Raw genomic sequence first — 12,917 nt, forward strand, 5'->3', positions numbered from 1 at the left:
CCCGGCACTTTTGATCGACCGGCGACCCTGAACTGACTTTCGAGAGCCTTAATATGTCTACCCCCGCCCCCACCATCCTTGTCGTAGAAGACGACGACATCGTGCGCATGCTGATCGTCGATGTGCTGGAGGAGCTGGAGTTCAAGGTGCTCGAAGCAGATGGGAGCGAACAGGCTCTGGAGGTTCTCAAGGACGCCACCAAAGAGGTTGACCTGATGATGACCGATGTCGGCTTGCCTGGCATGGATGGCCGCGAACTGGCAGGCGAAGCACGAAAACTGCGCCCCGCCCTGCCGATTCTGTTTGCCAGTGGTTATGCCGAAAACATTGACGCCCCTGCTGACATGCATGTTATCGGCAAGCCATTTTCCATCGATCAATTACGCGACAAAGTCAAAAGCATTCTTCAATAGGTACATCAAGCGTATCGCTCACGGAATAGCTTTGTGCGACTCCTGCATATTGATATTTGCTTACCTCAGCCGTTGCCAGTGCCCCCGCAACACTCGTTTTTGTCGAGCCCATGGATGCCAGTCCGGCGCACGATTGCCATTTCTTCATCGGCAAAATGCTTTACCGCGAACTGGCAGAGGTTTCCTGAGGTGTCAGTTTCTCGCGTTCAAGCGATCTCGTTTAGCGTTCTGTCGCTCCCGGAAGGCACTGATATCACTGCTATCAACCTTCCCTGTCGCAGGTCGCATGCCCTCCGACGCAGACTGAGCCGCCATCACAAGCGCTTCCTGCGCGTTCAGCGCTTCGTTGCCGAAATCGACGGGGGACAACAACTCTCCGTCAGCAAATGGCTGACGTAATTTGTTGCCCACATCCCGGCCCGCTCCCGCCAGCGGGTTGATTTCACTCGCCGCAATGGCCCGATTGATCGCTTTGGGATTGGCGATGAAGTTGCCGGCCGGGTCATAGGCGCCCAGAATCAGACCCGGTGGTAGGTCAACGCCATAATTGATCTCCAGCGGTGGCAGGGTTTTCAAGCCTGAGTTGGGGCGAAAAGCCAGTTCGGTGTTGGCGTATAAATGAAAGCCTTCCACTTGCCGTGCGTCGATGAAATAGGTAAATCCACCCTTCTGTCCCCCATAGACAAAGGCTCCCGCCCCGTCCTTTTTATAGAATGCCGAGGTGGAAATACCCGCGCCATCAGGACTGAGTGCGTCATGAGCGCCGCCATATCCCCCCTTCAAACCGTTGATCTGATCGAGGTGCTTGATCGGTGCGCGCTGGGTAAACCCCTTCTGAAAGATGAGTGAAGGGTCTCGCATGTCTCCCCGAAAGACGAATCCCTGATAAACAAAGCCCTTTTCGGGACCGGACAAGCGGATGACCCGCGTCTCCGTTGCCAGCTTTTGCGCTACGTTCGGGCCGCCTGACAACTCGGCGAGATAACCGGCAACTAGCAAGCCTTTGGCTGCGTCTGGAATCTCTTTTCCTGTCGTGCTCGCCAACTGTTGACGCAGCCGTGTCGCCGAGCGGCGAAAGACCGAAGGCCGATTGCTGTTTTTGAGCGCCTGGAGCACCCGGCGCCCCACGTCTCTCTTGAGCGCAAGCGACAATGTCTTGCCGATCAGCCTTTCGGCTATCGGGCCTGCAAGTTCGGCCAGCAAACCGATCGCGGCGTTGATCCGCAACCGCTCGGTCTCGGAAGGATCATCCGATATCTCTGCACGAATCAAATCGGTCGCGGAAGCCCCGAGTCCCAGGAGAAAAGGAATCAGCATGCGAATCGGAGCAGACGCGAATGCCGCCGTTCCGCCGTAAGGCAACGAGGCGGCAAACGCAACACATTGCAGGAGATAACCGGCCGCCTCCAATGCAAAATCGGTCCAGCGTTCGGCTTCCGTTGAAACGAGCGTATCGATGTCGGCAAGTGCCCGCGCGATTTGACGATCGAACAAATCCTGACCGATATCCGAACTGGATCGAAATACCAATTCCCGATAGTTGGCACGGGTGACGAACACGGGAAATTCTGCGCCGCGATATTTGAAATCACGAACATACGGTTTCTGTTGATCGCGTAACGGCACGCGCTTGAGCAGGCGCTTCTGGAAGTCTTGGTTATTTTCAACAAAACGCCCACGGGCATCATGTCCGGCGGGAAACTCGAAGGCCGCACTGTCTTCCCCTAGGAAAAACACCAGGCCACGGTCCAGATTGCTTCGTCCGATAAAAACAGCGTTATCTACATTCAAATCAGGATCGCTGTGCAAGTTAAGCAAGCGTGGTGGAATCATGCCTTTGAGATACTCGAAAGCGATGACTTGATCATCCAGGGAGCGATCACCACTCTTGATGAATTCCACGACCAACTTGTTCAGCTCTGTTTTTTTCAATAAGCGGCCAAATGCGCTAACCGCAGGCGATCGCAAGTTATCTTTTACATACTGTTTAAAGTCCTCTTGATAATCCGCATCATTGAACACCTCCCTGAGTTTCTGCGGATAATAGGAAGGCCACTGTATGGTCACTCCATAGAGTCCTTTGAGAACACGCACGTGATAGTCAGTGCAGATTTCTGCGAGAGTGAATGCTTTTTCTTTCCAGACAACCGCTTTTTTCTCTCCTTGGAGCGAGTCGCTGCGCTTGGGCGCTTCCAACTCGTAATACTTAACGCTGACAGCGCAATCATGCTGAATACGCTTGCGAACATCGTCTTCAATGACAACTTCCAATACAGTTTCATCAATACGCTCGCGAATGAAATGAGCAGGATCAAAACTCACCTCATCCATAACTGCGGCACACCCTTGCAGTATCTCCTGAGCCAGCTCTTTTACATTGACGCCTTCCACGACATCCCCTGACGACAAGACCGAACTGGCGTTTCTCGCCCTCGACAATACTGGCGTCTCATCGGCATCTGCCAAAGGGTCCAGCAACCACAATAACGATTCTTCGGAGCCGGCATAAAGCCCGGATAGTTGATTGTTCATATAGTCTCCTGCGCACAATACTAAAACGCGGACCGCATCTTTCAACGACTGTGGCGCAAGCGAAACTATCAATACTGCCGCACACTTATAAAGCTAATAACCATTAGCAAATCTTGCACAACAATTACATTAATCAATAGCAGAACAACCCTCTCACCTGCATTTTTACCGTAAAGCCCAAGCATATTGATAACAGTGTTAAATACCGCCCCTGCCATGGTTTAATTGCGCCTTCATCGCATCCCTCGTTTGCTGCACAGGAAAAACTCGCATGATTCAGCCTCCCGCCACCAAAGTCCTGGTCATCGGATACGTCTGGCCAGAACCGCGCTCCTCAGCGGCGAGCGGGCACGTCATGCAGATCCTCGAAACCTTCCTGCAACAAGGCTGGGACATTACCTTCAGCAGCCCGGCCGGCCCCGGCGAGCACAAAGCAGATCTTGCTGCACTCGGCATCTGCGAAGTGGCCATCGAACTCAACAACAGCAGCTTTGACCACTTCATCAGTGAACTGGCGCCGGACATTGTGTTGTTTGACCAGTTCATGATGGAAGAACAGTTCGGCTGGCGGGTTGAAAAACAATGCCCTCAGGCACTGCGCGTGCTGGAAACTTCCGACCTGCAAAGTCTGCGGCATGCGCGCCACCAACGGCTCAAGTCTCGCCTCAAGGTCAATCCGGACCAGAATGATTTCAGTGATGTATTTGCCCCGGCCCTGCGCGACGAGTTCGAACTGATGGCCGAGAGCGATCTGGCCAGACGCGAAATTGCCGCGTTGTATCGTTGCGATCTGAACCTGATGATCTCCGAAGTGGAAATCGAACTGCTGATCGAGCAGTTCGGCTTGCCTCGGCAATTGCTGCACTGGTGCCCGCTGATGATCGACCCGCCGACGGCTGAGCCGGTAGCATTTGCAGAACGGGCGAACTTCTTGAGCATCGGCAACTTCCGCCATGCGCCCAACTGGGATGCCGTGCTGTGGATGAAGAGCACCATCTGGCCGCTGATTCGCCAACAGTTGCCCCAGGCCCAATTGCACATCTACGGCGCCTACACGCCGCCCAAAGCCACGGCGCTGCATAACGCCAGCGAAGGCTTCCACATCATGAACTGGGCCGAAGATGCGTTGCAGGTGATGTCTGCTGCGCGGGTGTGCCTGGCGCCTTTGCGCTTTGGTGCCGGGATCAAGGGCAAACTGGTCGACGCCATGCTGTGCGGTACACCCAGCGTCACGACGCCGGTTGGTGCTGAGGCAATGCAGGGTGATCACACTTGGCCCGGCTCCATTTCAAACAGCGCAATCGAGCTCGCCAACACTGCCGTGGCGCTTTACAAGGACGAGGCGCGTTGGCAAGAAGCTTGTCTGGCGGGAACCCAGCTACTCACCGAGCGCTACCAACAAGCGATACACGGACCGGCACTTATTGAGAAACTTCGTCACTGCCAACAGCACTTGCAAACACTCAGAAACAACAACTTCACCGGCAGCATGCTGCGCCATCACGCGCACAAAAGCACTCAATATATGGCGCAATGGATTGAAGCAAAAAACCGCAACACCACAGCAAACCAAGACTTAAACCGGGCCTCTACATAACTTGCATTCAAACAGCGATTGGCCAAATACGAACTTGACTCTATAAACATCCTGCGCGCGCACTCATATAACTTTAAATCACTATCCACGCAGGATATACACCATGAACTTTCATGATTTCCAACCCCATCAATGGATGGTCAACACACCACAGATTGATAACTTGTCTCTCAATGAGTTGACCTTACCGGGCACACACAATGCAGGCTGCGACCTGGAAGCCTCCTACGCTCAGCTTCCCGGGAGCCTCTGGCTGGCATGCCAGGACATCCCCTTTTATGCGCAACTCAATCGCGGCTCCCGGGCACTTGATGTACGCCTGCTGTACGACGCTCAGGCACAAGGGCTTGAGAGATTTCGCTTCCAGCACAACGGCTTTACATCTTCGCGCCATCTCGGCGATCTGATCCGCGACGTCAAGGCATTTCTTGAGCGCAGCTTCGATGAGTTCATCATTCTTGACTTCCACGAATTGACAAATGGCAACGCGCAATTCAACCACGCTGAATTCAAACAGTTGATGCTCGAGCATTTTGGCCAACACATGATTCCTGCCGAAAACCGCCACCTGACACTAGGCCAACTTAAAAAAGTCAGCCGACTACAGCGAGTCCTGGTTGCCGCGCCGATGACATGGGAAACCCGAGACAGCCGGTTCCAGGCACAAATCAATCATAAATGGATCAACCAGACCTTGGTGACCACCCACCAGTTGCACGGCTATATAAAAGAAGTCATGGGCACTTCCATCAGCCACTTGCGTCCTTGGTCTCTGAGCGCAACTTGTTATATCGCCAGCGGCCCTTTGCGCATTCTCAACAATCTGGACAACTGGTTTGATCCCGTAAAATCAGACTGGGCAAAAAAGTGCAATATCATTAACTTCGACTTCATTAAAAACTCGAAAGTGGTGTTTTTTTGCCAACAGGCCAATGTGGAGAAAGCCATCGAGAAGTCCAGAATGCCCCTCCACCAACAGCCGGCTTGAACGAGGCTGGCGCACCACACGGCAAACGAGGCATGATCACCTGGCGATCATGAAAAAGTACTCAGGCCATGACCCGAACCGCCCGCGTGACCGACCCCTCGTACGAGTTGATGGATGACCATAACGGGTTGTCCATCATCTACCGCCAGCACGGTTTTCCGTGCCCACTGGTGCGCTGGCATTTCCACAAGGAATACGAACTGCACTTGATCGTGGCCAGCTCAGGCAAGGTGTTCATCGGCGACTACATCGGCAACTTTTACCCCGAAACCCTGTTTCTCACCGGCCCCAACCTGCCGCATAACTGGATCAGTCAGGTGGCCGAAGACGAGGTCGTGGAGAAGCGTGACATGCTGGTGAACTTCACTGACGAGTTGTTCGAGAGTGGCCACCAGGTGTTCGCCGAACTGAAAACCCTGGCGCCCTTGCTGGAGCGCGCGCAGTACGGCATCGAATTTCGCTGCAAGCGCACGATCCGCCAGGCCATGACGCTGATGCAGCGCATTGCCGACAGTAAGGGCATCACCCGCCTCGGGCACTTTTTTATCCTGATGGAGCTGCTGGCCGCCAGTGATGATTTCCAGCTGTTGTCCGGCGCCACCACCCCGCAACTGGCCGACGAACACAATATCGATCGCACCAACCGGGCCGTCGATTACATCTTCAGTCATTACGCCCGCGACATTTCGCTGGAAGAAGTCGCCGAGCACCTGGGCATGACGCCGACCTATTTCAGTCGCGTATTCAAACAGGCCACCGGGCGCAATTTCATCGAGTTCGTCAATCGGCTGCGTATCAGCAAGTCTTGCGAATTGCTGGCTGATGGCGACAAACCGGTGACCGACGTGTGTTTCGAGTCCGGATTCAACAATATTTCCAACTTCAATCGGCGCTTTCAGCAGCTCAAGGGTATGACGCCCTCGCATTACCGACGGCTCGCCGTGCAGCGCCTGACTGAACAAAACCACCATTGACAACGCAATTCCCCCCCCTATGGGAGCGAGCCTGCTCGCGAAGGCGGAGGATCAGTTGGCAAATCTGTCGCTGACACACCGCTTTCGCGAGCAGGCTCGCTCCCACAATGGACCTCGCAATGCTGTGAAACCTGTACGCATTCGATAGCGCCCCCTCGCTGAAAAGCCCTGCCCTGCGTTCGCCCCACAAATGCCCAGTGCAAAAAAGTATCGATAAAAGTGCTAGGGATGATTTGTCAGTCCTGCGATTGAAGGCTGTAATCAGCGCACATTCTTCCTGCACAGGAAGACACAAAAACAATAACTGTCCTTCTGTAACCCTCCGGGTGCAGAAAAGGAGTGCACGATGCAACCGACTGCAAAAGCTCTGCTTGCCCTCACCTGCATGACCCTCAGCAGCGTCAGCCTTGGCGCCCAGACCCTGACCATCGCCACCGTCAACAACAGCGACATGATCCGCATGCAAAAGCTCTCGAAAACCTTCGAGACCGAGCATCCGGACATCAAGCTCAACTGGGTGGTGCTCGAAGAAAACGTCCTGCGCCAACGCCTGACCACCGACATCGCCACTCAGGGCGGTCAGTTCGACGTGTTGACCATCGGCATGTACGAAGCGGCACTGTGGGGCGCCAAAGGCTGGCTCGAACCGATGAAGGATCTGCCGGCCAGTTACGCCCTCGACGATGTGTTCCCGTCGGTGCGTGAAGGCCTGTCGGTCAAGGGTTCGCTGTACGCCCTGCCGTTCTACGCGGAAAGTTCGATCACCTATTACCGCACCGACCTGTTCAAGGATGCCGGCCTGACCATGCCCGAGCGTCCGACCTGGGAAGAGATTGCCGGTTTCGCCGAAAAGCTCACGAAAAAGGACAAGGAACAGTACGGCATCTGCCTGCGCGGCAAGGCCGGCTGGGGCGAGAACATGGCGCTGATCACCACCGTCGCCAACGCCTATGGCGCGCGCTGGTTCGATGAGAAATGGCAGCCTGAATTTACCGGGCCGGAATGGAAAAACGCGCTGAATTTCTACGTCGACACCATGAAGAAATCCGGCCCGCCGGGCGCCTCCAGCAACGGTTTCAACGAAAACCTCGCACTGTTCAACAGCGGCAAATGCGCGATGTGGGTCGATGCCAGCGTCGCCGGCTCGTTCGTCACCGACAAGACCCAGAGCAAGGTTGCCGATCATGTCGGCTTCACCTTCGCCCCGCATCAAGTGACTGACAAAGGCTCGGCCTGGCTGTACTCGTGGGCGCTGGCGATTCCGACCAGTTCCAAAGCCAAAGACGCCGCGAAGCAATTCAGCGCCTGGGCAACCTCCAAAGAATATGGCGAGCTGGTAGCCAAAACTGACGGCATCGCCAACGTACCGCCAGGCACCCGCGCCTCGACCTACAGCGATGCCTACATGAGCGCCGCGCCGTTTGCCAAGGTCACGCTCGAATCGCTGAAAGCGGCTGACCCGAGCAAGCCAACGCTGAAACCGGTGCCGTACATCGGTATTCAACTGGTGACCATTCCTGAGTTCCAGGCGGTGGGCACCCAGGTCGGCAAGCTGTTCTCGGCAGCGTTGATCGGCCAGACCACGGTGGATCAAGCCTTGGCTGCTGCACAGCAAACCACTGAACGCGAGATGAAGCGCGCCGGTTATCCCAAGTAACCCGCAAAGCTCGCTCCTGCCTTTTGTAGGAGTGAGCCTGCTCGCGATGGCGGTTTTCAATCTGAAACAGACGGTGACTGACACACCGCCATCGCGAGCAGGCTCACTCCTACATTAGATCTCCATAGGTCTGTATGACTCGGTTGTGATCGCCATGAATACTTCAACTGCCAAAGCCCACATCGACCTGTCGCAGCCTGCGCGCAAAGTCCGCGTACGCAATCCCGGCTGGTTTCTGGTCAGCCCTTCGGTGGCCCTGTTGCTGCTGTGGATGATCGTGCCGCTGGGCATGACCATTTACTTCTCGATGATCCGCTACAACCTGCTCTACCCCGGTGAAAACCAGTTCGTGGGGTTGGAGAACTTCACATACTTCCTGACAGATTCGGGTTTCATGCCCGGTGCGACCAACACCTTGCTGCTGGTCGGCAGCGTGTTGTTGATAAGCGTGGTGCTCGGCGTACTCATCAGTGCGTTGCTTGAAGCGAGCGAATTCCTCGGTCGCGGCATCGTCCGGGTCATGCTGATTTCGCCGTTCTTCATCATGCCCACGGTCGGTGCGTTGATCTGGAAGAACCTGATCTTCCATCCGGTCTCGGGGATCCTCGCTTACGTCTGGAAGCTGTTCGGCGCGCAACCGGTGGACTGGCTGGCACACTACCCGCTGCTGTCGATCATCATCATTGTCTCGTGGCAATGGCTGCCCTTCGCGATCCTGATTCTGATGACGGCCATGCAGTCCCTCGACCAGGAACAGAAGGAAGCCGCACGCCTTGACGGCGCCGGGCCGGTCGCGATCTTCTGGCACCTGACCCTGCCGCATCTGGCGCGACCAATTGCCGTGGTGGTGATGATCGAAACGATCTTCCTGCTGTCGGTGTTCGCCGAGATTTTCACCACCACCAACGGCGGCCCCGGCTACGCCTCGACCAACCTCGCCTACCTGATCTACAACCAGGCGCTGGTGCAGTTCGACGTCGGCATGGCCTCGGCGGGCGGGCTGATTGCCGTGGTCATCGCCAACATCGCCGCGATCATTCTGGTGCGGATGATCGGCAAAAACCTGACTGACAAAGCCTGAGGCCTGCCATGACTCTTCAACAATCCCGCCGGCTGCAAAGCCTGCTGCTCGGCACCCTGGCCTGGGCCATCGCGATCGTGATTTTCTTCCCGATCTTCTGGATGGTGATGACCAGTTTCAAAACCGAAATCGACGCGTTCGCCACGCCGCCGCAATTCATCTTCACGCCGACGCTGGAGAACTACCTGCACATCAATGAGCGCAGCGATTACTTCAGTTTCGCCTGGAACTCGGTGGTGATTTCTTTCAGTGCTACGGCCCTTTGTCTGCTGATCGCGGTGCCGGCGGCGTACTCGATGGCGTTCTACGAAACCCAGCGCACCAAAGGCACGCTGCTGTGGATGCTCTCGACCAAGATGCTGCCGCCGGTGGGCGTGCTGATGCCAATCTACTTGCTGGCGAAAAGCTTCGGCCTGCTCGACACGCGCATCGCACTGATCGTGATCTACACGCTGATCAACCTGCCGATCGTGGTGTGGATGGTTTACACCTACTTCAAGGACATCCCCAAAGACATCCTCGAAGCCGCCCGCCTCGACGGCGCCACGCTGTGGCAGGAAATGGTTCGCGTGCTGCTGCCGATCGCCAAGGGTGGCCTCGCCTCGACCGTGCTGCTGTCGCTGATTCTGTGCTGGAACGAGGCCTTCTGGTCACTGAACCTGACCTCGTCGAAGGCCGCGCCGTTGACTGCGCTGATCGCCTCGTATTCAAGCCCGGAAGGTTTGTTCTGGGCCAAGTTGTCGGCGGTCTCGACCCTGGCATGTGCGCCGATCCTGATCTTCGGCTGGATCAGCCAGAAGCAACTGGTGCGCGGCCTCTCGTTCGGCGCCGTGAAATGAAGATTGAAAAGCAAAAGATCGCAGCCTTCGGCAGCTCCTACATAAAGCATGCCGTCCTCCTGTAGGAGCTGCCGCAGGCTGCGATCTTTTGATCTTAAAAAAACAACAATGCGGAGGCCCATCATCATGGCCAACCTGAAAATCAAGAATCTGCAAAAAGGCTTCGAAGGTTTCTCCATCATCAAAGGCATCGACCTTGAAGTGAACGACAAGGAATTCGTGGTCTTCGTCGGCCCGTCGGGTTGCGGCAAATCCACCCTGCTGCGCCTGATCGCCGGTCTGGAAGAAGTCAGCGACGGCACCATCGAACTGGATGGCCGTGACATCACCGAAGTCAGCCCGGCCAAGCGCGATCTGGCGATGGTGTTCCAGACCTACGCGCTGTACCCGCACATGACCGTGAAAAAGAACATGTCGTTCGCCCTCGATCTGGCCGGCGTGCCGAAAGCCGAAGTCGAGAAGAAAGTCGGCGAAGCGGCGCGGATTCTCGAACTCGGGCCGATGCTTGAACGCAAGCCGAAGCAGCTCTCCGGTGGCCAGCGTCAGCGCGTTGCGATCGGTCGCGCCATCGTGCGTAATCCAAAAATCTTCCTCTTCGACGAACCGCTGTCCAACCTCGACGCCGCGCTGCGCGTGCAGATGCGCCTGGAACTGCTGCGCCTGCACAAAGACCTGCAAGCGACGATGATCTACGTGACCCACGATCAGGTCGAAGCGATGACCATGGCCGACAAAGTCGTGGTACTCAATGGCGGCAAGATCGAACAGGTCGGCTCGCCACTGGACCTGTATCACAACCCGGCGAACCTGTTCGTCGCGGGGTTCCTCGGCACGCCGAAAATGGGTTTCCTCAAAGGCAAAATCGCCCGCATCGATGGCCAGAGCTGCGAAGTCTCGCTGGATGCCGGCACGCGCATCACCCTGCCGTTCAACGCCGGCAATCTGAGTGTCGGCAGCGCCGTGACCCTCGGTATTCGCCCGGAGCATCTGGAGCTGGCGCAACCCGGCGATTGCAGCCTGCAAGTCACCGCCGACGTTAGCGAACGCTTGGGCAGCGACACCTTCTGCCACGTCACCACCAACGCTGGCGAAGCCCTGACCATGCGCGTGCGCGGGGATCTGGCCAGCCGTTACGGCGAACAACTGAGCCTGCACCTCGACGCGGCCCAGTGCCATTTATTCGATGCCGAAGGTGTCGCATTGACCCGTCCGCTGCGCGCTGCGGCCTGACTTCGAGAATTCCCGATGAAACTCAACCAACAGAATCTCCATCGTCTGGCCGCCGAAGTACAACTACCGGCCTACAGCCTCAGCGACACTCGCCAGGGCATCGCCCACATCGGCGTCGGCGGCTTCCATCGCGCACATCAGGCGTATTACACCGATGCCTTGATGAATACCGGCGAAGCGCTCGACTGGGCGATTTGCGGCGTCGGCCTGCGCGCCGAAGACCGCCGCGCCCGCGACGATCTCAACGAGCAGGATTACCTGTTCACGCTGTTCGAACTCGGCGACAGCGACGACACCGAAGTCCGCGTGATCGGCGCGATTCGCGACATGCTGCTGGCCGAGGACGGTGCTCAGGCATTGATCGACAAACTCGCCGATCCGCAAATCCGCATCGTCTCGCTGACCATCACCGAGGGCGGTTATTGCATCGACGACAGCAACGGCGAGTTCATGGCGCACTTGCCACAGATTCAACACGACCTGGCCCACCCAGAGGACCCGAAAACCGTGTTCGGCTTCTTGTGTGCAGCCCTGGAAAAACGCCGCGCGGCGGGCATTCCGGCATTTACCGTGATGTCCTGCGATAACCTGCCGCACAACGGCGCCGTGACCCGCAAGGCGCTGCTGGCCTTTGCCACTCTGCGTAACAGCAATCTGTGCAGCTGGATCGACGCCAACGTCAGTTTCCCCAACGCCATGGTCGACCGCATCACCCCCATGACCAGCACCGCGCATCGCCTGCAACTGGCCGATAAACACGGCGTCGACGATGCTTGGCCGGTGGTCTGCGAGCCGTTTGTGCAATGGGTGCTGGAGGATAAATTCGTCAATGGCCGCCCGGCGTGGGAAAAGGTCGGTGTGCAGTTCACCGACGATGTTTCGCCCTACGAAGAGATGAAAATCAAACTGCTCAACGGCAGCCACCTGGCGCTGACCTATCTGGGCTTTTTGAAGGGTTACCGGTTTGTTCACGAGACCATGAACGACCCGCTGTTCGTGCGCTACATGCGCGCTTATATGGATCTGGACGTGACCCCGCAACTGGCGCCGGTGCCCGGCATTGATCTGACGGATTACAAAAACACGCTGGTGGCGCGGTTTTCCAATCAGGCGATTGCCGATCAGTTGGAGCGAGTGTGTTCGGACGGCTCGTCGAAGTTTCCCAAGTTCACTATTCCTACCATCAACCGCTTGATTGCTGATGGGCAGGACACTAAACGTGCGGCGTTGGTGGTGGCGGCGTGGGCGTTGTATTTGAAGGGGGTGGATGAGAATGGTGACACCTATTCGATTCCTGATCCGCGCGCGGCGTTTTGTCAGGCGTTGGTGGCGGACGATGCTTTAATCACTCAGCGGTTGTTGGCGGTCGAAGAGATTTTCGGCACGGCGATACCGCGTTCGGCGGAGTTTGTCGCGGCGTTTGAGTGGTGCTGCGACAGCTTGCGTGAAGAGGGTGTGACGCGGACGCTGGAAAAGATTCTCGCAGCCTGATCGTTCCCACGCTCTGCGTGGGAATGCAGCCCGGGACGCTCCGCGTCCCATCCAACAGCAGACGCAGAGCGTCCAATGAGGCATTCCCACGCAGAGCGTGGGAACGAGCGGTCCT

The 12,917-nt window shown here is 56.7% G+C and carries 10 protein-coding genes; 9 read left to right on the top strand and 1 reads right to left on the bottom strand.

The genetic code is table 11. The annotated features are described in order from the left end of the window. The first annotated feature begins 53 nt into the window (after nt 1-53). A complete protein-coding gene (locus tag ACOYXH_RS12270; RefSeq protein ID WP_220556264.1) occupies nt 54-413 on the top strand; it encodes a response regulator in 360 nt (119 codons plus the stop codon). Between the two features lie 192 nt (nt 414-605). Here the strand turns inward: ACOYXH_RS12270 and ACOYXH_RS12275 are convergent, their stop codons facing one another. Further along, nucleotides 606-2,945 carry a hypothetical protein gene (locus ACOYXH_RS12275; RefSeq protein WP_460410757.1) on the bottom strand — a complete coding sequence of 780 codons (2,340 nt, stop codon included), beginning with the start codon at nt 2,943-2,945 and terminating at the stop codon, nt 606-608. Between the two features lie 271 nt (nt 2,946-3,216). Between ACOYXH_RS12275 and ACOYXH_RS12280 the strand changes: the two genes are divergently transcribed. From ACOYXH_RS12280 to ACOYXH_RS12315, 8 genes are all read left to right on the top strand, one after another. Continuing rightward, nucleotides 3,217-4,542, top strand: coding sequence for a glycosyltransferase (locus ACOYXH_RS12280; protein WP_095050857.1), 1,326 nt, complete (start codon nt 3,217-3,219; stop codon nt 4,540-4,542). A 103-nt stretch (nt 4,543-4,645) separates the two neighbouring features. After that, nucleotides 4,646-5,530 carry a PI-PLC domain-containing protein gene (locus ACOYXH_RS12285; RefSeq protein WP_095050858.1) on the top strand — a complete coding sequence of 295 codons (885 nt, stop codon included), beginning with the start codon at nt 4,646-4,648 and terminating at the stop codon, nt 5,528-5,530. A 68-nt stretch (nt 5,531-5,598) separates the two neighbouring features. Beyond that, complete coding sequence (locus ACOYXH_RS12290; protein ID WP_095050859.1) at nt 5,599-6,504, top strand: AraC family transcriptional regulator; 906 nt, start codon at nt 5,599-5,601, stop codon at nt 6,502-6,504. A 346-nt stretch (nt 6,505-6,850) separates the two neighbouring features. Beyond that, nucleotides 6,851-8,161, top strand: coding sequence for an ABC transporter substrate-binding protein (locus ACOYXH_RS12295; RefSeq protein WP_095050860.1), 1,311 nt, complete (start codon nt 6,851-6,853; stop codon nt 8,159-8,161). Nucleotides 8,162-8,315: 154 nt separating this feature from the next. Beyond that, nucleotides 8,316-9,242: a carbohydrate ABC transporter permease gene (locus ACOYXH_RS12300; protein WP_258708287.1), complete on the top strand. Its 927-nt coding sequence runs from the start codon at nt 8,316-8,318 to the stop codon at nt 9,240-9,242. Between the two features lie 8 nt (nt 9,243-9,250). Beyond that, nucleotides 9,251-10,081, top strand: coding sequence for a carbohydrate ABC transporter permease (locus ACOYXH_RS12305; protein WP_034154211.1), 831 nt, complete (start codon nt 9,251-9,253; stop codon nt 10,079-10,081). Nucleotides 10,082-10,207: 126 nt separating this feature from the next. Continuing rightward, nucleotides 10,208-11,311: an ABC transporter ATP-binding protein gene (locus tag ACOYXH_RS12310; protein WP_095050861.1), complete on the top strand. Its 1,104-nt coding sequence runs from the start codon at nt 10,208-10,210 to the stop codon at nt 11,309-11,311. Nucleotides 11,312-11,326: 15 nt separating this feature from the next. Further along, nucleotides 11,327-12,802, top strand: coding sequence for a mannitol dehydrogenase family protein (locus ACOYXH_RS12315; protein ID WP_460410760.1), 1,476 nt, complete (start codon nt 11,327-11,329; stop codon nt 12,800-12,802). Nucleotides 12,803-12,917 lie beyond the last annotated feature (115 nt).

Source organism: Pseudomonas sp. Mb7, assembly GCF_054790525.1.